The sequence below is a fragment of the Chelativorans sp. genome, from assembly GCF_031180965.1.
In the GTDB taxonomy this organism is placed as follows: domain Bacteria; phylum Pseudomonadota; class Alphaproteobacteria; order Rhizobiales; family Rhizobiaceae; genus Chelativorans.
The window spans coordinates 1-24,576 of record NZ_JAPSLH010000042.1; the positions used below are offsets into that span (position 1 = coordinate 1).

General features: G+C 64.6%; 23 protein-coding genes and 2 pseudogenes. 12 read left to right on the plus strand and 13 right to left on the minus strand.

Annotated elements, in window-relative coordinates:
• From RIN79_RS20480 to RIN79_RS20495, 4 genes and pseudogenes are all read right to left on the minus strand, one after another.
• A pseudogene (locus tag RIN79_RS20480) lies at positions 1-378 on the minus strand (hypothetical protein); the annotation flags it as partial.
• Complete coding sequence (locus tag RIN79_RS20485; RefSeq protein WP_309086562.1) at positions 375-1,910, minus strand: undecaprenyl-phosphate glucose phosphotransferase; 1,536 nt, start codon at positions 1,908-1,910, stop codon at positions 375-377. The gene RIN79_RS20485 and the pseudogene RIN79_RS20480, both read right to left, overlap by 4 nt.
• 156 nt (positions 1,911-2,066) lie before the next feature.
• Entirely contained in the window at positions 2,067-3,185 is a 1,119-nt protein-coding gene (locus RIN79_RS20490; RefSeq protein ID WP_375165989.1) for a glycosyltransferase family 4 protein, read from the minus strand.
• A 26-nt stretch (positions 3,186-3,211) separates the two neighbouring features.
• Positions 3,212-3,775 carry a polysaccharide biosynthesis/export family protein gene (locus tag RIN79_RS20495; RefSeq protein WP_309086563.1) on the minus strand — a complete coding sequence of 188 codons (564 nt, stop codon included), beginning with the start codon at positions 3,773-3,775 and terminating at the stop codon, positions 3,212-3,214.
• A 171-nt stretch (positions 3,776-3,946) separates the two neighbouring features.
• Here RIN79_RS20495 and RIN79_RS20500 point away from each other — a divergent pair, with 171 nt between their 5' ends.
• Positions 3,947-6,148, plus strand: a complete 2,202-nt coding sequence (locus RIN79_RS20500) for an exopolysaccharide transport family protein (RefSeq protein ID WP_309086564.1) — start codon at positions 3,947-3,949, stop codon at positions 6,146-6,148.
• 3 nt (positions 6,149-6,151) lie between these two features.
• Here RIN79_RS20500 and RIN79_RS20505 read toward each other — a convergent pair whose 3' ends face one another.
• Complete coding sequence (locus tag RIN79_RS20505) at positions 6,152-7,318, minus strand: GNAT family N-acetyltransferase (protein WP_309086565.1); 1,167 nt, start codon at positions 7,316-7,318, stop codon at positions 6,152-6,154.
• A 244-nt stretch (positions 7,319-7,562) separates the two neighbouring features.
• On the opposite strand from RIN79_RS20505, the gene RIN79_RS20510 reads away from it, so the two are divergent.
• Positions 7,563-7,943, plus strand: coding sequence for a GFA family protein (locus tag RIN79_RS20510; RefSeq protein ID WP_309086566.1), 381 nt, complete (start codon positions 7,563-7,565; stop codon positions 7,941-7,943).
• Here the strand turns inward: RIN79_RS20510 and RIN79_RS20515 are convergent.
• The gene (locus RIN79_RS20515; RefSeq protein ID WP_309086567.1) at positions 7,940-8,158 is read right to left on the minus strand and encodes a DUF2842 domain-containing protein; all 219 of its coding nucleotides are present in this window, start codon (positions 8,156-8,158) and stop codon (positions 7,940-7,942) included. The two genes, RIN79_RS20510 and RIN79_RS20515, sit on opposite strands and share 4 nt — an antisense overlap.
• A 155-nt stretch (positions 8,159-8,313) precedes the next feature.
• Between RIN79_RS20515 and RIN79_RS20520 the strand changes: the two genes are divergently transcribed.
• Positions 8,314-9,402, plus strand: a complete 1,089-nt coding sequence (locus RIN79_RS20520) for a COX15/CtaA family protein (protein WP_309086568.1) — start codon at positions 8,314-8,316, stop codon at positions 9,400-9,402.
• 63 nt (positions 9,403-9,465) lie between these two features.
• On the opposite strand, the gene RIN79_RS20525 is transcribed toward RIN79_RS20520, so the two are convergent.
• The 6 genes from RIN79_RS20525 to RIN79_RS20550 form a co-directional block, all read right to left on the minus strand.
• Entirely contained in the window at positions 9,466-10,317 is an 852-nt protein-coding gene (locus RIN79_RS20525; RefSeq protein ID WP_309086569.1) for an aminoglycoside phosphotransferase family protein, read from the minus strand.
• Positions 10,314-11,243, minus strand: a complete 930-nt coding sequence (gene argC / locus RIN79_RS20530; protein ID WP_309086570.1) for an N-acetyl-gamma-glutamyl-phosphate reductase — start codon at positions 11,241-11,243, stop codon at positions 10,314-10,316. The genes RIN79_RS20525 and argC overlap by 4 nt, the downstream gene beginning before the upstream one ends.
• Before the next feature lie 90 nt (positions 11,244-11,333).
• A complete protein-coding gene (gene speB, locus RIN79_RS20535) occupies positions 11,334-12,281 on the minus strand; it encodes an agmatinase (RefSeq protein WP_309086571.1) in 948 nt (315 codons plus the stop codon).
• Positions 12,282-12,391: 110 nt separating this feature from the next.
• Positions 12,392-12,868 carry a 30S ribosomal protein S9 gene (gene rpsI / locus RIN79_RS20540; protein WP_309086572.1) on the minus strand — a complete coding sequence of 159 codons (477 nt, stop codon included), beginning with the start codon at positions 12,866-12,868 and terminating at the stop codon, positions 12,392-12,394.
• A gap of 4 nt (positions 12,869-12,872) precedes the next feature.
• Positions 12,873-13,334: a 50S ribosomal protein L13 gene (gene rplM / locus RIN79_RS20545; protein ID WP_309086573.1), complete on the minus strand. Its 462-nt coding sequence runs from the start codon at positions 13,332-13,334 to the stop codon at positions 12,873-12,875.
• A gap of 206 nt (positions 13,335-13,540) precedes the next feature.
• Entirely contained in the window at positions 13,541-13,996 is a 456-nt protein-coding gene (locus tag RIN79_RS20550) for a PaaI family thioesterase (RefSeq protein ID WP_309086574.1), read from the minus strand.
• Between the two features lie 110 nt (positions 13,997-14,106).
• Here RIN79_RS20550 and RIN79_RS20555 point away from each other — a divergent pair, with 110 nt between their 5' ends.
• The 5 genes and pseudogenes from RIN79_RS20555 to RIN79_RS20575 all read left to right on the plus strand — a co-directional run bounded on the left by RIN79_RS20555 (position 14,107) and on the right by RIN79_RS20575 (position 17,712).
• Positions 14,107-14,928, plus strand: a complete 822-nt coding sequence (locus RIN79_RS20555) for an enoyl-CoA hydratase (protein WP_309086575.1) — start codon at positions 14,107-14,109, stop codon at positions 14,926-14,928.
• Positions 14,925-15,380, plus strand: a complete 456-nt coding sequence (locus RIN79_RS20560) for a VOC family protein (protein ID WP_309086576.1) — start codon at positions 14,925-14,927, stop codon at positions 15,378-15,380. The genes RIN79_RS20555 and RIN79_RS20560 overlap by 4 nt, the downstream gene beginning before the upstream one ends.
• Positions 15,377-15,898, plus strand: coding sequence for a CoA-binding protein (locus RIN79_RS20565; protein WP_309086577.1), 522 nt, complete (start codon positions 15,377-15,379; stop codon positions 15,896-15,898). Before RIN79_RS20560 ends, RIN79_RS20565 begins: the two co-directional genes overlap by 4 nt.
• A 156-nt stretch (positions 15,899-16,054) precedes the next feature.
• Positions 16,055-17,338: an O-acetylhomoserine aminocarboxypropyltransferase gene (locus RIN79_RS20570; RefSeq protein ID WP_309086578.1), complete on the plus strand. Its 1,284-nt coding sequence runs from the start codon at positions 16,055-16,057 to the stop codon at positions 17,336-17,338.
• A gap of 25 nt (positions 17,339-17,363) precedes the next feature.
• Positions 17,364-17,712 (plus strand): annotated as a pseudogene (locus tag RIN79_RS20575) (cupin domain-containing protein).
• Positions 17,713-17,715: 3 nt separating this feature from the next.
• Here RIN79_RS20575 and RIN79_RS20580 read toward each other — a convergent pair.
• Positions 17,716-18,948: a cytochrome P450 gene (locus RIN79_RS20580; RefSeq protein WP_309086579.1), complete on the minus strand. Its 1,233-nt coding sequence runs from the start codon at positions 18,946-18,948 to the stop codon at positions 17,716-17,718.
• A gap of 174 nt (positions 18,949-19,122) precedes the next feature.
• Between RIN79_RS20580 and RIN79_RS20585 the strand changes: the two genes are divergently transcribed.
• From RIN79_RS20585 to hupB, 4 genes are all read left to right on the plus strand, one after another.
• Complete coding sequence (locus RIN79_RS20585) at positions 19,123-19,755, plus strand: ATP-dependent Clp protease proteolytic subunit (protein WP_309086580.1); 633 nt, start codon at positions 19,123-19,125, stop codon at positions 19,753-19,755.
• Positions 19,756-20,043: 288 nt separating this feature from the next.
• Positions 20,044-21,318 carry an ATP-dependent Clp protease ATP-binding subunit ClpX gene (gene clpX / locus RIN79_RS20590; RefSeq protein WP_309086581.1) on the plus strand — a complete coding sequence of 425 codons (1,275 nt, stop codon included), beginning with the start codon at positions 20,044-20,046 and terminating at the stop codon, positions 21,316-21,318.
• Between the two features lie 253 nt (positions 21,319-21,571).
• The gene (gene lon / locus RIN79_RS20595; protein WP_309086582.1) at positions 21,572-23,986 is read left to right on the plus strand and encodes an endopeptidase La; all 2,415 of its coding nucleotides are present in this window, start codon (positions 21,572-21,574) and stop codon (positions 23,984-23,986) included.
• Positions 23,987-24,180: 194 nt separating this feature from the next.
• Positions 24,181-24,453 (plus strand): DNA-binding protein HupB, encoded by a 273-nt coding sequence (gene hupB, locus RIN79_RS20600; protein ID WP_309086583.1) that lies wholly within the window; start codon positions 24,181-24,183, stop codon positions 24,451-24,453.
• Positions 24,454-24,576: the final 123 nt, after the last annotated feature.

Here is a 24,576-nt window from a genome sequence, read left to right on the forward strand (position 1 = left end):
GAGCGACAAGAGGCTCGGCTGGGTCTCGACCACGGAGGCGAAAAAGACGGACGTGAAGGCCAGAAATAGGGATACGGCGAGGTAGAGGGGTATGTCGCCGAGGTCGGCGAGCTGGCTCATGGAAATCAGCCCGCCGATATTGAACAGGACGAGCAGGAGGAGAAGCGGCATCAAATGCCGGGAGAGGCGTAGGCCGAAGAGAGCCCAGATGCCGATAAGGCCGGCCATATAGAGCTCGTAGGGCGCCGGCTCGCGATGGACGAAGCCGGACAGGAACACGGCGAGCGCGACCGCGCCGGCGAGGATGAGCTCGATCAGCCGCGCATTCACCGCCGCGCGGGGAAGGGCAGGGGCATTTCCTTGTTCAAGGGCGCTCAATAGGCGTTTCTCGTATCGAGCAGGCGGATCGGCGTGAGCAGCAGGATCTTAAGATCGAACCAGAGCGACCAGTTCTCGATGTAGTAGAGGTCGTATTCGATGCGCTTGCGGATCTTCTCTTCCGTATCGAGCTCGCCGCGCCAGCCATTGATCTGCGCCCAGCCCGTCACGCCCGGCTTCACCCGGTGGCGGGCGAAATAGCCGTCGACGACCTCGTCGAACAGCCGGTTGTGCGCCTCCGCCGCCACCGCGTGCGGCCGCGGGCCGACGAGCGAGAGGCTGCCGAACAGGGCGTTGAAGAATTGCGGCAGCTCGTCGATGGAGGTCTTGCGGATGAAGCGCCCCACCCGGGTCACGCGCGGGTCGCCACGCGTCACCGCTTTTCGTGCGGTGGGGTCGCTGTGCTCCACATACATGGAGCGGAATTTATAGACCTCGATCTCCTCATTGTTGAAGCCGTGCCGTTTCTGCTTGAAGATGACGGGCCCCTTGCTGTCGAGCTTTATGGCTATGGCGGTCGCGAGCATGACCGGCGAGAAGAGCACGATGCCGATGATGCTGAAGACGATGTCGAAGATGCGCTTGGCGACCCAGTCCCATTCGTTGATCGGCCGGTCGAAGATGTCGAGCATCGGCACGTCGCCGATATAGGAATAGGCGCGCGGGCGGAAGCGCAGATGGGTGGCATGGGCGGACAGCCGGATGTCGATGGGCAGCACCCATAGCTTCCGCAGCATGGCAAGCACGCGCGCTTCCGCCGTGAGCGGCAGCGAGACGATCATCATGTCAATGCGCGCGATGCGGGCGAATTCGATGAGCTCGTCGAGATTGCCGAGCTTGGGATAGCCCGCGACGATCGGCGGCGAGCGCACGTCGTCGCGGTCGTCGAAGATGCCGCAGATGCGGATGTCGTTGTAAGGCTGCTGCTCGATGGAGCGGATGAGCGACTCGGCTTCCTTTCCGCCACCCACGATCACGGCGCGGCGCTCGATACGGCCGTTGCGCGACCAGCGGCGGATGAGCCGGGCGACGATGATGCGCAGCACAACGATCAGGGCAAGCCCGCTCACATACCAGGCGGCGAGCCAGAAACGCGAGAACTCCTCGGAGATCTTCAGGAAGAAGAGGCTGGCTATCACGAGCGCGAAGGTCGCCGACCAGATGAGCAGGATGCGGCCTGCCTGCGAGATCGGGTTGCGCAGGGCAGGCATCCGGTAGCAGCCGGAGACCTCCATCATGGTGACGGCCACGAGCGAGACGCCGAAGATCACGCCGACATAGTGCCAGACGAGATGCGTCCCGAGCCCGATATAGCCAAGGAAAATCTGCAGGCCGGACAGGACCAGGACCAGGCCTTCCATGATCCGTATGACGCCGCTGACCATGACCGGAGACATGGTGTCGCGGCGATATTGCTGGGCGACCTGCCGCGCGATCGGGCTCAGCAGGGGACGCGGGCGCCTCTGGCGCGGCTCGGTTTGCGGCCGCGCGATTTCCGTGACGGTACGATGCTTGGGCTCGGGACTGTTCATTTTCTCAGGAGCCGGTTTAATTCGCCCATAACATTCAAGGGCCTAAGATTCCCTTGATGCCCCATGCGGGGCGTACCTTCTGGTACGTTAGCACCGGAAGCGCAGAAATGCGCCAGTTGCAGCTCGCCTCGCCTGAGCTTCTCGCAGCTTAGCAGGTCAGGTCCGCAGCGTCTCCCCGTAGATCGCCTCGATCTTCTTGGCCATCACGTCGGCGCCGAAGCGGGTCCTGAGATCGTTTTCGGGGGGCATGATTGCGCGGAAGGCTGCTTCGTCGGCAAGAGCCGCAGCCATCTTTTCCGCGAGCGAGGAAACGGAGGGCGCCGCAAGCGCCGGCGAGTTCTGCCCGAATATCTCGGGAATACCGCCGACCGCGGTTGCGATCAGGATCTTCCTCGCCGCAAGTGCCTCGAGGACGATATAGGGCATCGCCTCCGCACGCGAGGGGACCACCATGATACGCCCGAGCGCGAAGGCCTGCCGCGCCGGCATCGCAGGGCGGAAGGCGACGCGCTCGCCAAATCCGAGCGCTTCCGCCTGAGTCACATATTTCGGGCGATCATCCCCGTCGCCGACCATGACGGCGGAAACGGCACGCCCGGTCCGCTGCTCCGTTTCTCTGAGGGCATCAAGGAAGAGGTCTGGCCCCTTCAGGTCGCGCATCATGCCGATATAGAGGAAGTCGGCAGCATCGGGCGCATCCGCCACGGCCTCGAATTCGGCCGCCCTCAGCCCGTTATAGACCAGGGTCGCGGGCGCGTGGGGCATGCCGACCTTCTGCTCATAGGCGCGCTGCTCGTATTGCGAGACGAAAAGGATATGGTCCGTGATCCGGCCCATCAGCGCCTCGAGCATGAAGAAGAAGCGGCCGGTCAGCGTATGCGCGTCATAGTGCAGGCTGCCGCCATGCGGCGAATAGATGCGCGCGACACGGCGGCCCGACATCCTGAGCGCGGTGCCGAACAGCCGCGCATAGGCCCCGCCCTTGGCGCCATGGCCGTGCAGCACATCGGGCCGCATGCGCCGGATGATCCTCAGCGTCCGCCAGGCGGCGGCGACATCGCCGGGACCGACATGCCGCTGCATCGGAGTGCGGGCGACGCCGAGCTTCAGCTTCGTGCCGATCTCCGCGAAGAGTTGGTCCTCGAAGGCTCCGCCGGTGGTGGAATCGCAGACGAGGCCTACTTCATGACCGGCAGCAACCTGCGCCTCGCAAAGGTCCCTCACATGGCGGAAGATGCCGCCGACGGGGGAACGGAAGCAGTGGACGATGCGCAAGATTGTTCACACGCGAGCGGCGGTCATCAGAAGAGCCGCTCGCGCACATAGACCGTGTCGCCGGGCAGCAGGGGATCGGAGGTGACAACGCGGCCCGTCATCACCTGGCCGTTGATCTCGCGGGTGATATCTGCCGTGCCCTGATAGGCGCGCGGAGTGAAGCCGCCGGCCGCGGCGATCGCCTTCTGCACCGTCATGCCCGGTACATAGGTGTACTGGCCCGGGCTTCCAACCTCGCCCATGATGAAGATGGGGCGGTGCCGGTCCACCTCCACGGTGACGTCGGGGTCACGCAGAAAGCCGTTGCGCAGCATCTGCGCGATCCTCTGTTCGATCTGCTTGACCGTATGGCCGCGGGCCGGGACCGAGCCGATCAGCGGGAATGCGATATAGCCGGCCTGATCCACGCTGTAGATATTGGTGAGGTTGTCCTGGTCGAAGACGGTGATCCGCAGCCGGTCGCCCGCGTCCAGGACATAGGGCTGGTAGAGCGCCGCGTGGAAGGCGGGCGGAGCGGGGCGGTAGCCAGTGCAGGCCGGCGCGAGTCCGGCGGCGAGCAGCAGGGTCAGGAGCGGGATCGGATTTTTCATGGCCGGGTTTCGCGAATCTCTCGATCTATGCCTGCAAAGCGCCGAGCTTCGTTGGTCATCCTTATCGATCCATCAGGGTTAATGGCCGGTTAAGCCGCCGTCCGGCGGGATTAACCTGGCGGTTACCACGCGCATTTACCATGATGCGGTCGCAGCGTTGGGAGTCCGCGCATGAAGAGGGGTGAACCTGTAGCCGACGACGTGGATGTCGACCTTGGCCGGCTGTTCGCGAGCGTCAGGCGCGACTGGCGGCGCATCCTGCTCGTCGCCCTCCTCCTCACGGCCGTTGTCTTCGCGCTCCTTGTCACGGCGACCCCGCATTACCGCGCGGAGACCCGCGTGCTGATCGAGGCGCGTGAGTCGGTCTATACAAGGCCGCAGACAACTGCCGAGGCGGACCGCGCCATTCTTGATCAGGAAGGGGTCGCCAGCCAGGTGCAGGTGATCACTTCGACGGACATCCTCACTGAAGTCGCCCGCGAGCTCGAACTTGCCGATCATCCCGAATTCGCCGACACGCAGCCTTCCCTGACAGAACGTTTCCTACGCGCTATCGGCCTCAACCGCGGGCCGGAGATTGCGCCCGAGCAGCGTGTACTTGAGGAGCTTCGCGAGGATCTCACGATTTATCAGGTCGAGAACTCGCGCGTCATCGTCATCGAGTTCTCCTCCGCCGACCCGCAGCTTGCTGCCCAGGTTCCCAATGCCGTCGCGGATGCCTATGTCGCGAGCCTGCGCGCTGCCGAATCGCAGTCGACCGACGACGCCACCGAATGGCTTGAACCGGAGATCGAGGATCTTCGCCAGCGCGTGAGGGAGGCGGAGGCAAAGGTCGCCCAGTTCCGTGCCCAGTCGGATCTGCTGATCGGCCAGAACAATACGGTGCTCGCCACTCAGCAGCTCGCCGAGATTGCCAGCGAGTTGTCGCGCGTGCGCGCCAACCGCTCGGCGGTCGAGGCGAGGGCGGAGAATATTCGCGCCGCCCTGGAGCGTGGCACATCGCCCGAGGCCATGCCGGACGTGCTCGCCTCCGGGCTGATCGAGCGGCTGCGCGAGCGGCAAGTAGAGTTGCACGCCCAGGTCGCCGAGCTGTCCACCACCCTGCTTGGCAACCATCCGCGCATCCGTGCCCTGCAGGCGCAACTCGCAGACATCGAGGGCCAAATCCGAGTGGAGGCCCGCAAGGTGCTGGAGGGCCTGCAGGCGGAAGCGGGAGGCGCCCAGAGCCGGGAGGCCGAGCTCACGGCCGAGCTGAACAGGCTGAAGGCCGAGTCCGCCCGGGCGGAGGAGGAGCAGGTGGAGCTTCGCGCGCTGGAGCGCGAGGCGACCGCCCAACGCGAGCTGCTCGAATCCTACCTCACGCGCTACCGCGAAGCCGCCGCCCGCAGCGAGCGCAACTACCTGCCTGTCGACGCACGTGTCTTCTCGCGCGCCGTTCCGCCGGTGGAGCCATATTTTCCGAAGGTGCTGCCGCTGACGCTGGCCGCCTTCGCCGCGGCGCTGCTGCTCATGGTGATCGTTACGCTCCTGCGCGAACTCTTCAGCGGCCGGGCAATGCGTCCCGCCGAAGCACGGGTGCTGCCGGCAGCACCAATGGCCGGGTATGACGAGAAGGCGCCGCCCGCAGCGGTGGCGCCGAGCGAGGCCGCGGAGGAGAAGCCGGCGAACGCAGCCGCACCTGCCGCCGCAGCGGCCTCGGCCGCCGCAATCCCGGCCATGGCGGCTACTGCCGCCGCAGCCATGGCCGGTGCCGCGAGGACCGGGCGGCAGAGCAAGCTGGGCGAGGTGGACATTGAAGCGGCCGCTGAAGCTCTCATCTCCAGGGGCGTCGCCCGGGCGATATTCGTGTCGCCGGAAGGTGACGAGGCTGCCGCCACCGCCGTGCTGGTGGCCCGCGAGGTGGCGGATGCGGGCTTGCGGGTCCTGCTCCTCGATCTGACAGCGTCGGGCGCCGCCACGCGTCCGATGCTGGAGAGCAATTCCTATCCGGGCATCACCAACCTGCTTGCGGCCGAGGGGCAGTTCGCCGACGTGATCCATGCCGACCTTTATTCGAACTGCCACGTCATTCCCGTGGGCACTGCCGACCCCGAGCGTGCCATGCGCGGTGCCGACCGCCTTCCCATCATCATGAATTCGCTGACGATCGCCTATGACGTGGTGGTCGTGGAATGCGGGCCGGCCGATGTGGCGGCCGTCCAAAGCCTGATGGACGAGGATGCGCAGGTGTTGGTCAGCGTCCTCGATCCCGAGCAGAAGAGCGTTGCCGACACGGCGGCCAGGCTGGACAGCGAGGGGATCGGCAAGCCGATCCTGGTGACGCCGGTCGGCTATGTACCCCCCACCGCGCCGCCCGACCGCGACGCGGCGTGAGGCTCAGGACTCGCTCTGTGCGGACATTTTCCGCGCCCGGCGCGCCAGCCGCGCCATCACCGGGTTCTGCTTGACGAAACGCTTCATGCGCGTCACCGCAAAGCTGGCATTGGCAAGTGCGCGGCCTCTCGCGGTGAGACCCATGAACACGTCGGCATGTCTCGTTTCCACATCGCACCAGAGGCGCTTGTAGGGCTCGTCGCCGACGCTGAAATCGTAGAGCGACATGCCTTCCGCACTGGCTTCCGCGATGTTCTCGAAGAACAGGAAGTCGCCGGGGCTGGCATGGGCGAGCTCGTCTTCCGCGAAGGTGCTGAACTCGCAGATGATCGCGTCCTCGGTCCGGCTGGAGCCGGTGATGGCGCGAACCTTCCCGCCTACCTCCAGGGCGTGCAGGACGAAAGGACAGCCCGACTTGCCCAGTGCGGCATGGAATAGCCTCCGGAAGCTTGCCTGCACATGCGGTGCGCCGAACAGGTCGGAGATGCCCATGCGGGCAAGGCGCGCTCGCTTCAGCGCGAAGAAGAGATCGAGGAGTTCGTCCACTTCGCGGGGGGACGTGGCGGCAAACCGCCGGTAGCCGCCCGCCGCCTCCATCTTGCGCGTCTGCGACCGGTTCTTCTTGCGCCGCCTCCTGCCGCTGCCGCCCTTCAAGAGCCGGTCGAACCCGCCGGTCAGGTCGACCGCCAGCGAGAGATTCGGGCTCACCGTGTGGGGCAGCGCGAGCAGCGGGTTGGGAAGTCCGCGGAATGCCTTCTGCTGCCGCTCCAGCGCCAGCATGTCGATCTGCGGCCGGGCCGACCCGATCGCCCCGACGAGGCTCCTTGCCGCGTCCATGCGATCGCCCTCCGCGGGGAGGGCGTCGGGATGAAGAACGGGAAAATTGCCGTTGGCGTGCTGACCGCCGGGGAAGCGTGCGATGCGCAGCGGCCCGATCCGCACCACCTCCAACGCAAGCGCAAGGGCGGGTGCGCCGTCTCGGGACAGAAGGGCGACCACCCCCTCCTCGCCGGCATTGCCCAGCCAGGCGTCGGCCCAAAGCGGGTCCTGCGGAGGCGGATAGACAGCGCCGGCGCAGAAGGCAGCATAGGCCTCGAGCCCCGCCGCATCCGCGGAAAGTACCGTGGCCGAAAAGCCTCCTGCGGGCTGCGTCGTTTCAGGTGCGGCCACCGCTATCTCTGGTTTGGACAAAGGCGCGGCCCCCGCCATGCTGGATGCCTGTTGTATCTCTGCGGCAGCTTGCCAGTAAAAGATGAATCAATGCTCGATCAGGCGAGCAGCCAATTCTATATCCGCTTTGCGCGGAAAGCTCGACATCAACTTGCCGGCTTCCTCCATGTCAGGAGCGTTGCCTTCGGAAAGGAACGCGGCGGCATTCTCGCCGTTTTCCTCGCAGTCGGCGATGGAGGATAGGATGATCCGGCAGGGTGGATGTCTTTGCGGCGCGGCGCGCTATGAGGTTCGAGGCGAGCCGCTCCGGGTCGGGCTTTGTCATTGCGCTGATTGCCGCAAGGAGAGCGGCTCCTCCTTCGTCTCCTTCGCGAACTGGCCGCGCGAGGCTTTTTCCTATAGCGGCGAGATCGCGACCTATTCGGGCCGGAGCTTTTGCCCCAAATGCGGAGCGCGGCTGTTCTGTCTTCAGGAAACCACAGCCGAGATCCGCTTCGGCTCGCTCGATGACGCTCCGACGCTGCTCGTTCCGCAATTCGAGATCTGGATCAAGCGGCGCGAGCCCTGGCTGCATGCCCTGCCGGGTACCGGCCAGTACGAGGAGGATAGGCCGACGACGGGCTAGTTGCCCTTCTGCCGCGGCTTGCCTTCCATCCATTTGACGAGAAGCATGGCCGGCAGGATCCAGAAAAGTCCGGAAAAGAGATAGAAGGCAAGGTGGACGAGGGCGCTCTTGTCGGCAAGCTGCGCCACTGCAACGGCGGTCGAGACGACCGCGTAGACCACGACCAGCAGCACCAGCAGCACCATGCCGATGAATTTTCTCAACCTGATCGGCATCGCAAACACCCTTTCGGCCTGTGCCATAGACCAATCGGGCGCCGCCGGATAGGCCCATATCGCCGCACGATTTGGGGCGACGGCGTGTCGCGTGGGCCGAAGCTTGCAAGGGGAGGGGCTTTGGTCCACCTAACGCGAAACCGCCGGGAAACCGAATGGCCGCGATCACCGAACAACAAGCTGCCGCGCCTTCCGCGGATGAGCGCCGCAACCGGCTCTGGGTCCGGGCGTGGCTTTATTCCGTGCTGGTCACCCTTTTTGCCCTGGTTCTGGTGGGGGGTGCGACGCGGCTCACCGATTCCGGCCTGTCGATCACGGAATGGAAGCCGATCCATGGCGTTATCCCGCCGCTGAACGAGGCGGAATGGGCGGAGGAGTTCCAGAAGTATCGGCAGATTCCGGAATACCAGCAGATCAATCGAGGCATGAGCCTGGACGAGTTCAAGACGATCTTCTGGTGGGAATGGGCGCACCGTCTGCTCGCCCGTGCGGTCGGCTTCATCTTCGCCCTGCCGCTCCTGTTCTTCTGGGTGACGGGCCGGCTGGAAAGCCGGGTTAAGCCCAAGCTTCTGGGCATCCTGGCGCTGGGGGGGCTGCAGGGCGCGATCGGCTGGTGGATGGTGGCGTCGGGCCTTGCCGAACGCGTCGATGTAAGCCAGTACCGGCTCGCGACGCATCTCACCATAGCCTGCATCATCTTTGCCGCCACGATGGCGGTGGCGCGAGGGCTAGCCTGCCATAGCGGCGGGCCAGCCCTTTTGTCGACGCGACGCTTCGCCGGCTGGCTCGTGGTCGCGATTCTCGTGCAGATCTATCTTGGCGGGCTGGTGGCGGGGCTCGACGCCGGCATGACCTACAATACTTGGCCCCTGATGGACGGAGCCCTGGTCCCGCAGGGTCTCTTCGAGCAGTCGCCGGCCTGGGCCAATCTCTTCGAAAACCCGAAGACCGTGCAATTCGTGCACCGGCTCGGCGCCTACGCGCTCCTGTTGCTGGCCCTCTGGCATGCGGTTGCGACCTGGCGCACGGAGCCCGGCTCTACCCATGCGCGGCGCGCCGTTCTCCTCTTTCTCCTGGTCTGCGGTCAGGCGGCAATCGGCATTGCGACCCTGCTCATGGTGGTGCCGCTCGGCTGGGCGCTCGCGCACCAGGGCGCGGCGCTGGTCGTGCTCGGTTTTGCAACCGCCCATTGGCGGGCAACGAGGGGCGCCTATCCGCTCGGCGCCCGCCGCCCGGGGCTTTAGCCGCACATCACCGTGGCACACTCGCGGCGTGAACCGGCGCGTTCCCCTCGCAGTGCGCCATCGTCAGCCGGCGCTGAGGTCCCGCCGGACGGCGCGTGCGGCATGTCCAACCGCGAGACTGCGCTGGGCTTCTTCAAAATTGCCGTCCTCGACGTGCCAGGACGCGGAGAGCGCTGAGAAGGCGAAGGCATAGTCGAGCAGCTTGCCGACATCCTGGTCGAGCCGGTCGGCGAGAATGCCGGCCATTGCGGCGATCCGGCGCTGGTCGGTGCGCAACGGGCTTTCGACCGGATTGTAGAACATATTGGCGATGTCGAACGCCGGATCGCCGAGCAGCCCCTTCGGGTCGATCGCCACCCAGCCGCGCGCGCCGCGCATGATGTTCTCGTGGTGGATGTCGCCGTGCAGCGGCTTGACCGCGGCTTGATTGGCGAGCAGGCGTTCCGCTGTCTCGGCCGCCTCCACGAACTGCGAAGACTGTCCCGCCCGACGGTCGGCTTCGGCCTTGCGAAACAGGCTGACGAAGTGTTCACGCAGCGGCTCCAACGTGGCGGGCGGCGGCGTGGTCCCCACGGCGTGGAGACGTCGGATGACATCGGCAGCGATGATGGTCGCGTCGTCGTCGGATTCCTTCTCAAACACGTCGAGAAGCATCGCGCCGGACAGATATTCCAGCATCGCTAGGTCATCGTGGCGGCCCAACAATTCGACTGCGCCGGCACCGCTCCGCCAGGCGAGGAAATCAGCGCTGCGCACGTTTTCGCCTTCACGGATGACGACCGCACTCGCCTGCTTGACCACGGCCCGCGTGCCGTCGGAGCGCTCGACGACGAAGACGCGGCCGCCCATGCCGTCGGCGATGAGGTTCCAGGAGAGAATGCCCCACTCGGCCGGGAAGGCCGGGTCACGCTTCATACGCCGCCCAGCATCAGGTCGAGGTTCTGGACGGCGGCTCCCGACGCGCCCTTGCCGAGATTGTCGTAGACGGCCAGGAGCAGCGCCTGCGCCCGCGAATCATTGGCGAAGACGTAAAGCCGCATCGTGTTGGTGTCGTTGAAACGCTCAGGCTCTATCTCGGGTGAGCGCTCGACCGCCGCCAAGGGTGCCACCTCGATCGCGCTGTGCTCCAGGCCCGCATAGTGGTCGGCGATGGCCGCGTGCAGCTCCTCGCCTTTCGGCACCCGGGGGAGGTGGCCGAGCTGCAGCGGGACGGCCGTGATCATCCCTTGTGCGAAATTGCCGACCGCCGGCTGCATCAGCGGGTCGCGCGCAAGTTTGGCATATGTGCGCAGCTCCGGCAGGTGCTTGTGGCTGAGCGAGAGCCCGTATGGCAGGAATTCCGGCGCGTCCTCGCCCTTGGCCTCGTAGTCCTCGATCATGGAGCGTCCTCCGCCCGAATAACCGGAGATGCCGTTGACAGTAACCGGGAAATCGGCGGGCAGCAGGCCGGCGGAAACGAGGGGGCGCAGAAGCGCGATCGGCCCCTGCGGCCAGCAACCCGGATTCGCCACCCGCTTTGCCCGCGCGATCAAGCCGGCCTGGTGGTGGTCGAGCTCGGGAAACCCGTAGGCCCAGCCTTCCGCCACCCGGTGCGCCGTGGAAGCATCGATCACCCGGGTCGCCTGGTTCTCGATCAGCGCGACGCTCTCGCGCGCGGCGTCGTCCGGCAGGCAGAGGATGGCGATATCGGCCCAGTTGAGATACTCCGCGCGCGCTGCCGCATCCTTACGCCGCTCCACGGGGATCGACAGAAGATCGACATCCCTGCGCCCGGCGAGCCGCTGCCGGATCTGCAGGCCCGTGGTGCCGTGTTCGCCGTCGATGAAGATTTTTGCAGCCATTTCGCGCGCGCCTGAAAAAGAGTCGGCTATCAGATGGTTGAAGCCGTTTCCGGAATCAATCCGAAAACGAATTGAATCCTTACATGAAGCTCATGGCCGCCGCTTTTCGGCGAGGAGACCCAGATAGTGCATCGCGATCGACGCGCCGGCGATTGCCGTGATGTCCGCATGGTCGTAGGGCGGCGACACCTCCACCACGTCCGCCCCGACGATATTGAGCGAGCCCAGCTGCCGGAGCACCGACAGCATTTTCGCCGAGGAAGGGCCGCCGGCGACGGGCGTTCCTGTGCCGGGAGCGAAGGCCGGATCGAGACAGTCGATGTCGAAGGTGACGTAGCAGGGCGCGTCCCCGACGCGCTCGGCGATCAGCCGGGCGATTTCCGCGGGGCGGATTTCCTCCAGGTCGTAGCCGTGCACGATCTTCAGCCCGCAATCTTCCGGAGCGTGCGTGCGGATGCCGACCTGGATGGAGCGGGAAGGGTCGATGGCGCCGTCCTGCACGGCGCGCACGACGAAGGAGCCATGGTCGATGCGCTTCGGCTCGTCCGACCAGGTGTCCTGATGCGCGTCGAACTGGACGAGGGCGAGGGGCCCGTACTTGGCGGCATGTGCCTTGAGCAGCGGCCAGGTGACGAAATGGTCCCCGCCGAGGGTGACGAGGAATGCGCCGGAGCGCAGGATCTTGGCCGCCTCCCTTTCGATGATCGCCGGCGTCCTGTCGTGCCGGCCGTAGTCGAGCAGGCAGTCGCCATAATCCACCACGGCGAGTGCCTCGAAGAGGTCGAGACTGAAGGGATATTGCGGATCGTTGTCGAAGATGACGGAGGCGCGGCGGATCGCCTGCGGCCCGAAGCGCGCGCCCGGCCGGTTGGACACGGAGGCGTCGAAGGGAATCCCCCACACCACCGCATCCGCGCCTTTCACATTCTTGGTGAACCTCCGGCGCATGAAGGAAAGGGCACCGGCATAGGTGGGATCGCTGGCGGCTCCCGTGATCTGCCGCGCGGTGAAGGCATGGTCGATGGTCTTGGATGGCATACCGGTAAATTCCTACGGAGGCGGACCTATGGCTAGGTGCAGGGTGGCTTGCACGCAACAAAAAAGCGGGCCCGAAGGCCCGCTTCCGAATGCCGATATGGCCTGAGCCTTTAGCGTTTGGAGAACTGGAAGGAGCGGCGGGCCTTGGCGCGGCCGTACTTCTTGCGCTCGACCACGCGCGCGTCGCGGGTGAGGAACCCGCCCTTCTTGAGCACGGCACGCAGCTCCGGCTCATAGAAGGTGAGCGCCCGGGAAATGCCGTGGCGCACCGCGCCCGCCTGGCCGGACAGGCCGCCGCCCACCACCGTGGCGACGATATCGTACTGGCCGTTGCGGTTGGCGGCGATGATCGGCTGCTGCAGGATCATCTGCAGCACCGGGCGGGCGAAATACTGGGCGAACTCCTTGTCGTTCACCGTGATCTTGCCGGAGCCGGGCTTCACCCACACGCGGGCGATCGCGTTCTTGCGCTTGCCGGTGGCATAGGCGCGGCCATGCGGGTCGAGCTTCTGCACATGCACCGGAGCGGCGGGCTGAGCCGCCTGGGTCGCAGCGCCCAGCTCTTCGAAGGAATTGATTTCAGCCATGTGCCTAGACCCTTACATTCTTCCTGTTCATGGCCGCGATGTCCAGCTTCTCGGGCTGCTGCGCGTCATGAGGGTGTTGCGAGCCCGCGTAGACGCGGAGGTTCTTCATCTGGCGCCGTCCGAGCGGGCCGCGCGGGATCATGCGTTCCACGGCCTTCTCGACCACGCGCTCCGGAAACCGGCCTTCGAGGATCTGGCGCGCCGTGCGCTCCTTCACTCCGCCGGGATGGCCGGTGTGCCAGTAATAAGTCTTGTCCTGGTACTTCTTGCCAGTGAACGCGACCTTATCCGCATTGATGACGATGACATTGTCGCCGTCGTCCACATGGGGCGTGAAGGTCGGCTTGTGCTTGCCGCGCAGGCGGTTGGCGACGATCGTGGCGAGACGGCCGACAACGAGCCCTTCGGCGTCGATCAGCACCCACTTCTTCGTCACCTCCGCAGGCTTCTGCGAGAAGGTTTTCATGTCTCTTTTCCGCTGTTGGACCTTACCGCGAGGCAAGGCGTTTCTTGTTGCTTGAACCGATGGCCAAGGCCCTCGAAATCGGGCAAATGCCGCGAATGCGCGCTTATACGGGCCGCCCGAACCCAAGTCAAGCCACACGGAAGCAATCGAGCGGAAAATTAATCCGTAATATCAGTGTGTTACAGATGCGGTATTATAATACCGCATCAATTTCGCCTCGGCGGCAGCGAATAAGTCCCTGTCGCATGTGCGATCAGCGCGTTGTTTGCGCCTGCCGTGATCGCCACGTCGAAGACCATGAGACTCCTGCCGAGCTTCAGGATGCGGCAGGTGCCTTCGATCGCGCCGGCCTCGGCCTTGCGCATGAAATTGATGTTGAGATTGGTGGTCACGGCCAGCGCCTCGCGCCCGATATGAGAGAGGGCGCAGACATAGCCGCCGATATCGGCCAGGGTGAAGAGCGTGGGGCCTGAAACCGTGTTGCCCGGCCTAAGATGCCGCTCGGTCGCGTCGAGCCGCACCGTGCAGCCGCCCGGCCGCACCTCGGTGGCGCGATAGGCCCGCAGCCCCTCATTGAGCTGCGGATAGGCCTCGTCAAGGAACGCGTTCACCTCCTCGACGGTCATCACCGGCACTGGCTCGTGGGGGGCGGTGGGGTTCATTGGCTTCTCCGGTGCCTCGCTTCGGGAAGACGATGTCCTTTTCGCGGCTGATCTTCAAGCCGCCCTATGTTAGGAGGGGACGCGCCGAGATCGTTGAAGGAAGAAGAATCATGGCAGAGGTGATCGCGCCCGCGCACGGCGAAACGCTGGGCCCCGTGGACGGCAGGCTCCAGGATGGCGTTCTCACGCTGATCCTGCAGAACCCGCCGGCCAACGCTCTGTCCGTCGCCATGATGGAGGCGCTGAAGGGGCAGCTTGAGCGGGCCCGCGACGACAAGGCCGTCCGGGTCATCGTGCTGGCCCATGAAGGAAAGGTATTCTCCGCCGGACACGACCTCAAGGAGATGACGGCGCGCCGGAACGATGCGGACCGGGGCAGGGCCTTTTTCGCCGAGACGATGGCGCTCTGCGCCAGGCTCATGCAGACCATTGTACGCCACCCGAAGCCGGTGATCGCCTCCGTCGGCGGCGTAGCGACGGCGGCCGGGTGCCAGCTTGTCGCCTCCTGCGATCTTGCCGTTGCGAGCACGAATGCGCGCTTCGCCACCCCCGGCGTTAATATCGGCCTCTTCTGCTCCACGCCTATGGTGGCGCTGTCACGCAACGTCTCTCGCAAGCATGCGATGGAGATGCTGCTCACGGGCGAGATGATCGACGCCGAGACTGCGCTTGCCTTCGGCCTGATAAACCGCGTCGTGCCTCCCGGGGAGCTGAACCGGACGGTGGGGGAACTGGCTGGAACCATCGCGTCGAAATCGCCTCTGACGCTCAAGATCGGCAAGGAAGCCTTCTATGCGCAGGCGGAAATGGGGCTTGCCGAAGCCTATGAATACACCGCCCGCGTGATGGTCGAGAACATGCTCGCGCGCGATGCCGAGGAGGGCATCGGCGCCTTTATCGCAAAGCGCCGGCCGGAATGGACGGGCGAATGAAGCTCGAACCGCGCATCTCCATCATCACCCTCGGCGTGGACGACCTTGACCGTGCGATCCGCTTCTATGAGGCGATGGGCCTCGAGCGGAACAGAAAGGTTGCCGAGGGCGTGGCCTTCTTCCAGATGGGCGGCATGATCCTGGCGCTCTGGCCACGCGACGAGCTTGCCGCGGACATTGCCAACGATAACTTCCGCCCGGCCATGGGCGCCAACGGAAAGCCCGGGTTTTCGGGGGTGGCGCTTGCCTACAACACGCGCTCGGAAGCCGAGGTGAACCTCGTGCTCGAACTGGCCGAAAAAGCCGGCGGGCGTATCCTGAAATCCGCCCGGCGTGCCTTCTGGGGCGGCGTGCAGGGCTACTTCGCCGACACGGAAGGCAATCTATGGGAGGTGGCGTACAACCCCAGCTTCCCAATAGACGAGGAAGGCCGTATTACGCTGCCCGAATGAACCACGACTCCTACGACGATTCATATATCTCCGGCATCCTGAATAGCGTGCGGAGCGTCGCCATCGTCGGTGCTTCGGCCAATGACGTGCGGCCGAGCTTCTTCGTCGCAAAATACCTGATCGACAAGGGTTACCGCGTCTTTCCGATCAATCCCGGCCAGGCGGGCAGGGAGATAGCCGGCGCCATGACCTACGCGTCCCTCGTCGACCTACCCGAGTCGGTCGACATGGTGGATATCTTCCGCGCTTCGAGCGCTGTTCCCGGCATCACCGACCAGATACTTTCCATGGACCCGCTGCCCAAGGTGGTCTGGATGCAGCTCACGGTGCGTGACGACGCCTCCGCCGCGCGGCTGGAGGAGAAGGGCATCAAGGTCGTCATGAATCGCTGCCCCAAGATCGAATATGGCCGCCTCTCGCGCGAGATCGCCTGGAACGGCGTTAACAGCCGGGTGATCTCGTCCAAGAAGCCCGTCCTGCGCCAGGGCTTTCAGAGCTTCGGCATCCGCCAGAAGTGAATGGTGCCGTGCTTCGATGCCTGAACATCGCTTCAGGCACTGGCTCCGATCGAACGTTCTTCCCCGCAGATGACGAATATCAGGCAAATCTTCTTTGCCTCGGCCGGGCGCCCCTGTATTTGATGGCGCGGCATTTCGATCCTACGGAGGAAATTCATGAACGAGCGCACGCCTGGCTTCAACACGCTTGCCGTCCATGCGGGAGCCCAGCCCGATCCGGCCACCGGCGCCCGCGCCACGCCGATCTACCAGACGACCTCCTATGTCTTCAACGATGCGGAGCACGCCGCCTCCCTCTTCGGCCTGAAGGCGTTCGGCAACATCTACACGCGCATCATGAATCCCACCCAGGCGGTGCTGGAGGAGCGCGTTGCCGCGCTTGAAGGCGGCACGGCGGCGCTGGCTACCGCGTCCGGCCATGCGGCCCAGCTTCTGGTGTTCCACACGATCATGCGGCCGGGCGACAATTTTATCGCCGGCAGGAAGCTCTATGGCGGCTCGATCAACCAGTTCGGTCATGCCTTCAAGAATTTCGGCTGGGAGGTGCGCTGGGCCGATTCCGACGACATCGCCAGCTTCGAAAGCCAGATCGACGGGAGCACCCGCGCCATTTTCGTCGAAAGCCTGGCCAATCCTGGCGGCACTTTCGTCGACTTGGAAAAGATCTCCGAGATCGCGAAGCGGCACGGCCTGCCCCTCATCGTCGACAACACCATGGCCTCGCCCTATCTCCTGCGGCCGATCGAGCATGGCGCCGATATCGTCGTCCACTCGCTGACCAAATTCATGGGCGGGCACGGCAACTCCATCGGCGGCATCCTGGTCGATTGCGGCACCTTCGACTGGTCCAAGTCGGGCAATTACCCGACACTCTCCGAGCCACGCCCGGAATATGGCGGCATGGTGCTGCACGAGACCTTCGGCAACTTCGCCTTCGCCATTGCCGCCCGCGTTCTGGGGCTGCGCGATTTTGGCCCGGCGATCTCGCCCTTCAATGCTTTCCTGATCCTGACCGGCATCGAGACGCTGCCGCTGAGGATGCAGCGCCACTGCGACAATGCCCTGAAGGTGGCTGAATGGCTGAAGAGCCATCCGGCGGTGGCCTGGGTCTCCTATCCCGGTCTTCCGGAGGACCCGAACCACGCCTTGATGCAGAAATATTCGCCCAACGGTGCCGGCGCGGTCTTCACCTTCGGGCTGAAGGGCGGCTACGACGCCGGCGTGAAGGTGGTAGAAGGGGTCGAGCTCTTCTCGCACCTTGCCAATATCGGCGACACCAAATCCCTCATCATCCACCCGGCATCGACGACGCACCGGCAGCTTACGGACGAGCAGAAGGTCGCCGCCGGCGCTGGGCCGGACGTCGTCCGCCTTTCCATCGGAATCGAGGACGTGGAAGACATCATCGCCGATCTGGAGCAGGCGCTGGCCAAGGTTTAGGGCTAGCCGGTCGCGGGAGCGTGCCATGCCAGGGTTTCTCCTGCGCCTGCAGGTCGATGGCATCGAGCCGGAGGAGGGTGCGCCCGCGCCCGGCCGGCTGATCTCCGGCGACCCGCGCTTCCGCACCTGGAATCTGGAGGCGGCCGACGGCGGCCTCTATGCCGGCATCTGGGAATCCACGCCCGGCAAGTGGCGCATTGAATACACCGAATGGGAGTTCTGCCACATCCTCTCCGGCGTATCGGTGATCGCCGACGAGTTGGGGGAAGCCTTCACTGTCCGCGCCGGCGACAGTTTTGTCATCCCGTCCCGGCTTCAGGGGCACCTGGGAAGTGCTGGAGACCACCCGGAAGGAATATGTAACCCGGACCTAGCAGTCACCACCTCACCATCAGCCGCTCCAGCCCGTGGAAATGGAAGGTGTCGCGATAGCTTGGCAACTCGGCGAAGCTGAGGGTGGGAAGGCGCTCGAACAGCACCTGCAGCGCCACCTGCAGTTCGAGGCGAGCGAGCGGCGCGCCGATGCAGAAATGGATGCCCGCGCCGAAGGACACGTTCTTCTGGTCGGCGCGGCCGGGCCGGAATCCGCGCGGCTCCTCGAAAGCGCGATCATCGCAGTTCGCCGCGCCCAGCATGAGCCCGACCTTGCCGCCGCGCTCCAACCACACCCCGTCGGCGACCTCCACCCGCTCATAGGCGAAGCGCGTGAAGAGGTGCAGCGGCGGGTCGTAGCGCAGGCACTCCTCGACTGTGGCCGCGGTCTCCTCCGCCGAACCGAAGAAACGTCGGGGATCGCCACCCTGAGCCAGGATCGTTGCGATCGCATTGCCGAGTTGGTGCACCGTCGCCTCGTGTCCGGCATTGAGCAGCAGGATGGTCGACGAGACTAGCTCGTCCTCCGAGAGCCGGTCGCCGCTCTCATGCGCGGAGATCAACAGCGTCAGCAGATCGTCGCCGGGTGCGCTGCGCCGCTTTTGCGCATAGGAGCGGATGAAGTCGCCGAACTCGCGCGCCGCCTGGTTGGCGCTTTCCTCCGCCGCGCGCGTGCGCCCGTGCATATACATCGCCACCATGCGATGCGACCAGTCGAGCAGCCGGTCGCCCATCTCGGTCGGAACGCCCAGCAACTCGGCGATGACAGTGATGGGAATGGGCGTCGCATAGGCGGGGAGGAGGTCCGCGCCGCCGGCGGAGGCGAAGCGGTCGATGAACTGGTGGCAGAGCGCTTCCACGCGCGGCCGCAGCCGCTCCACCTGCCGCGAGACGAAGGCGCGGTTGACCAGTGTCCTCAGCCGGGTATGGGCCGGAGGCTCCAGCTCCAGCATGGAATGCGCCTCGACCGCGGCGAAATCCTTCAGATGCGGCTCGCTGTAAAACGTCACGCCCGGCAGCGCCTGCCGCCCCAGGCGACGGTCGCGCAGTGCGCGGTTGACCTCCCCGTATCCCGCCAGGCACCACATGCCGTAGTCTTCCCAAAAGAAGGCGCGCGCATGCCGGTGGAGGTGCGCATAGGCGGCGTAGGGGTCCTGCACGAAGGCTGGATCATGGGGATCGAGCAGGAGGCGCCGGGTTTTCGGATCGAGCGCGAGGGGAGGGGCTTCGGCTGCCATGATCCTGTTCTATGCCAGCCATGCGGCAGCGCAAGGGTTGATAGGAGATAATCACCGGGCGGGCCAATGCCGGCCTTGCACAGGAGGGAGCGGGCATCCTATATCGGCGAAAAGAGAACAGGGCTGCTCCCCGGGGCAATGGGCAAGTCCTTCCCCACGCGAAAGGTATCCTTCATGGCCAATCCCGTCGAGACCGCGCTTAACCTTGTTCCGATGGTCGTCGAGCAGACGAATCGCGGCGAGCGGGCCTATGACATCTTTTCGCGCCTTCTGAAGGAGCGAATCATCTTCATCACCGGGCCGGTCGAGGACGGCATGGCGACGCTTGTCTGCGCGCAGCTTCTTTTCCTCGAGGCGGAGAACCCGAAAAAGGAGATCGCGCTCTACATCAACTCGCCGGGCGGCGTGGTGACGAGCGGCATGGCGATCTACGACACGATGCAGTTCATCCAGCCGGCGGTCTCGACGCTCTGCATTGGCCAGGCGGCCTCCATGGGCTCGCTGCTTCTGTGCGCGGGCCACAAGGACCTGCGCTTTGCCACGCCCAATGCGCGCATCATGGTGCATCAGCCCTCGGGCGGCTTCTCGGGTCAGGCCTCAGACATCGAGCGCCACGCCCAGGACATCATCAAGCTGAAGCGCCGGCTGAACGAGATCTATGTCAAGCATACGGGACAGGATTACGATACGATCGAGCGCACGCTCGACCGCGACCATTTCATGACCGCGGACGAGGCGCAGGCCTTCGGTCTCGTCGACCGGGTGATCTCCGCGCGCGAGGCCATGGAAGCCCAGCGCAGCTCGTAGAGACCAGCCGGGAATCCGGCGCACCGCGGCAAGCATAAATGCCTGGGTGTTGCGTCATTTCCGACACATTTTCTTGTTCCCTAAGCGCTGGCAACCGCCTAGGTTAAGCCTATGTTGAGTTTCAACAGCCTAGGTTTTCCTGGGAACCAGAATCGTTGCCGCGTCTTCCATTTTGTGTTTCGTTGAGGACGCGGGTGAGAAAGGCGACGATCGAGCCGAAATCCTTCGTCTCCTGCTCTCGCGGTGCCGCGGCGCGCGGCGCCGGTAGTACTGAAAGGAAAGTGAAATATGAGCAAGATCAGCAACAGCGGCGGTGATTCCAAGAACACGCTGTACTGCTCGTTCTGCGGCAAGAGCCAGCATGAGGTCCGTAAGCTGATCGCCGGCCCGACCGTGTTCATCTGTGATGAATGCGTCGAGCTGTGCATGGACATCATTCGCGAGGAGAACAAATCCTCGATGGTGAAGTCGCGCGAAGGCGTGCCGACGCCGCAGGAGATCATGAAGGTTCTGGACGATTACGTGATCGGCCAGAGCTATGCCAAGCGCGTGCTGTCGGTGGCCGTCCACAACCATTACAAGCGCCTTGCCCATGCCGGCAAGAATGCCGATGTGGAGCTGGCGAAGTCGAACATCCTCCTGATCGGGCCGACGGGCTGCGGCAAGACCCTGCTTGCCCAGACGCTCGCCCGGATCATCGACGTGCCCTTCACCATGGCCGACGCCACGACGCTCACCGAGGCAGGTTATGTGGGCGAGGATGTGGAGAACATCATCCTGAAGCTCCTGCAGTCGGCTGACTACAATGTCGAGCGCGCGCAGCGCGGCATCGTCTATATCGACGAGATCGACAAGATCAGCCGCAAGTCCGACAACCCGTCGATCACGCGCGACGTGTCAGGCGAGGGCGTGCAGCAGGCGCTCCTGAAGATCATGGAAGGCACCGTGGCCTCCGTCCCGCCCCAGGGCGGGCGCAAGCATCCGCAGCAGGAATTCCTGCAGGTCGATACCTCATCGATCCTGTTCATCTGCGGCGGCGCCTTTGCGGGGCTGGAAAAGATCATCTCCGACCGCGGCCGCAAGACGTCGATCGGCTTCGGCGCAACCGTCACCTCGCCGGAGGACCGCCGCGCGGGCGAACTCCTGCGCCAGGTCGAGCCGGAGGATCTCCTGAAATTCGGCCTCATTCCGGAATTCGTCGGCCGCCTGCCGGTGCTCGCCACGCTCGAGGACCTCGACGAGCAGGCTCTGGTGCAGATCCTGACCGAGCCGAAGAACGCTCTGGTGAAGCAATACCAGCGCCTGTTCGAGATGGAGAATGTGGAGCTTACCTTCCACGAGAACGCGCTGTCGGCCATCGCCCGCCGGGCGATCGAGCGCAAGACGGGCGCGCGCGGCTTGCGGTCCATTATGGAGGCGATCCTGCTCGACACCATGTTCGAGCTGCCGGCTCTCGAAGGCGTTCAAGAAGTCGTGATCTCGGACGAGGTGGTGGCCGGCAATGCCCGGCCCCTCTACATCTATTCCGAGCGCGAGAAGGAGAAAGGCAGCGTCAGCGCGTGACCAGGGGTTGCGCGCGGCACGGGGTGATGGGCTTCCGCGGCGGACGCCGCTGCCCCGTTCGCGCCGGTGCCGGTCCGCTTTCCAGCCACCTTGATATTGCCGCCGCCGGCCTCCACCTAAGGAGCAGGCGGTGGCGGGTTTCGCGTCAAGGATCGGTGTTGCGGTTGACGAGCCCTTCCGGGGCGAAACGACGTGCCATAACAGTAGAGTCCGCGGCCGGCTGCCAAGCGGCCGCGGCTGAAAGGCTGATAAGATGACAGAAACTCTGAAAACCTCCGGCGAAGCCATGTTCCCGGTGCTGCCCCTGCGCGACATCGTGGTCTTCCCGCACATGATCGTGCCGCTCTTCGTGGGCCGCGAGAAGTCGATTAAGGCGCTCGAGGAGGTGATGGGTGCCGAGAAGCAGGTACTGCTGGCGACCCAGATGAATGCGGCCGACGACGACCCGGATCCGAGCGCGATCTATGATGTCGGCACCCTCGCCAATGTTCTGCAGCTCCTGAAGCTCCCCGACGGCACGGTCAAGGTGCTGGTGGAGGGCGCCTCGCGCGCGCGCATCACCGGCTTCACCGAGCGTCAGGATTTTCACGAGGCCCGCGCCGTCGCCCTCCCGGAGCCGGAGGAGGATGAGGTCGAGATCGAGGCGCTGGCGCGCTCGGTGGTCGCCGACTTCGAGAACTATGTGAAGCTCAACAAGAAGATCTCGCCCGAGGTGGTCGGCGCGACGAGCCAGATCGAGGATTATTCCAAGCTCGCCGACACGGTCGCCTCGCATTTGGCGATCAAGATCCCCGAGAAGCAGGAGATGCTCGCTACTCTTTCCGTGCGCGAGCGGCTGGAAAAGGCCATGGGCTTCATGGAAGCCGAGATCTCCGTGCTGCAGGTGGAAAAGCGCATCCGCTCCCGCGTCAAGCGGCAGATGGAGAAGACGCAGCGCGAATACTACCTCAATGAGCAGATGAAGGCGATCCAGAAGGAGCTCGGCGAGGGCGAGGATGGCCGCAACGAGGTGGCCGAGTTCGAGGAGCGCATCAAGAAGACGAAGCTGACCAAGGAGGCCCGCGAGAAGGCGGAAGCCGAGCTGAAGAAGCTGCAGACCATGTCGCCGATGTCCGCAGAGGCGACGGTGGTGCGCAATTATCTCGACTGGCTGCTCTCCATCCCGTGGAAGAAGAATTCCAAGGTCCGCAACGACCTGCGCTTCGCCGAGGAAGTGCTCGACGCCGACCACTATGGCCTCGACAAGGTCAAGGAACGCATTGTCGAATATCTCGCCGTCCAGAGCCGGCAGAACAAGATCAAGGGTCCGATCCTCTGCCTCGTCGGCCCTCCCGGCGTCGGCAAGACCTCGCTTGGAAAATCGATCGCCAAGGCGACCGGCCGCGAGTTCGTGCGCATGGCGCTCGGCGGCGTGCGCGACGAGGCCGAGATCCGCGGTCACCGGCGCACCTATATCGGCTCGATGCCTGGCAAGGTCATCCAGTCGATGAAGAAGGCGAAGAAGTCCAATCCGCTCTTCTTGCTCGACGAGATCGACAAGATGGGCATGGACTTCCGTGGCGATCCGTCGTCGGCCCTGCTCGAAGTGCTCGATCCGGAGCAGAACGCGACCTTCATGGATCATTATCTCGAGGTCGAATACGACCTGTCGAGCGTGATGTTCGTGACGACGGCGAACACGCTGAACATCCCGCCGGCCCTGATGGACCGCATGGAGATCATCCGCATCGCCGGCTACACGGAGGATGAGAAGGTCGAGATCGCCAAGCGGCATCTCCTGCCCAAGGCCGTGCGCGAGCATGCGCTGAAGCCGGACGAGTTCTCGGTGACCGACGAGGCTCTGCAAACCGTCATCCGCACCTATACGCGGGAAGCGGGCGTGCGCAATCTCGAGCGTGAGCTCATGAAGCTTGCGCGCAAGGCCGTGACCGAGATCCTGAAGACCGGCAAGACGACGGTCGAGGTGACCGAGGATAATCTGGCCGACTATCTCGGCGTGCCGCGCTTCCGTTTCGGCCAGGCCGAGGGCGAGGACCAGGTCGGCGTCGTCACCGGTCTTGCCTGGACCGAGGTGGGCGGCGAGTTGCTCACCATCGAGGGCGTCATGATGCCCGGCAAGGGACGCATGACAGTCACGGGCAACCTGCGCGACGTGATGAAGGAGTCGATCTCGGCTGCGGCCTCTTATGTCCGCTCGAGAGCCGTCGATTTCGGCATCGAGCCGCCGGTCTTCGACAAGAAGGACATTCACGTGCACGTGCCGGAAGGCGCCACGCCCAAGGATGGTCCCTCGGCCGGCGTCGCGATGGCGACGGCCATTGTCTCCGTCATGACGGGCATCCCCGTGCGCAAGGACATCGCCATGACCGGCGAGATCACTTTGCGCGGCAGGGTGCTGCCGATCGGCGGGCTTAAGGAGAAGCTCCTTGCGGCACTCCGCGGCGGCATCAAGAAGGTGCTGATCCCCGAGGAGAACGCCAAGGACTTGGCCGAGATCCCGGAGAATGTGAAGAGCGGCCTGGAGATCATCCCGGTGAGCCGCGTCGGAGAAGTGCTCAGGCACGCTTTGGTGCGCATGCCGGAGCCCATCGAATGGGTTGAGCCCGTCTCGCCGCCTGCGGGTGCCGAGGTGGGAGACGAGCCAGGACAGCCGGCGGTCGCCCACTAGAGGTTGCATCAGCGGTAACAATGCAGAAAAGCCGGCCTTCGGGCCGGCTTTTTTCTTGGAAAAGCCGCAGGAATCTGGGATTTTCCGCCAGTCCGGCTTATTTCGCGCTTGGTCGGGCCCTTACTTCTTCATAAAGTGCGGCCCTTGCCGGCAGAGTCGCTCTCCGGCCATAATCAGGAAGGGGTTTGTTGTTTATGAACAAGAACGAACTGGTAGCCGCCGTTGCCGAGAAGGCGGGCATTTCCAAGGGTGACGCCCAGTCGGCGATCGATGCGGTCTTTAACGTCATCACCAGCGAGCTCAAGAACGGCGGCGACGTCCGGCTGGTGGGCTTCGGCAATTTCAGCGTGTCGCGGCGCGAAGCCTCGACGGGCCGCAACCCGCAGACCGGCGCCGAGGTGAAGATCCCGGCACGCAACGTGCCGAAATTCTCGGCCGGCAAGGGCCTCAAGGACGCGATCAACTGATCGCGCCGGATCGTTGTCTGAGGAGCCGGGCTTTTGCCCGGCTTTTCTGCTTTTGGGGACCCAGATCGCTCATGCGCTTGTCGCGCGCCCGGTAACAGGGCGCACCTGGACTGCTAAATCTGT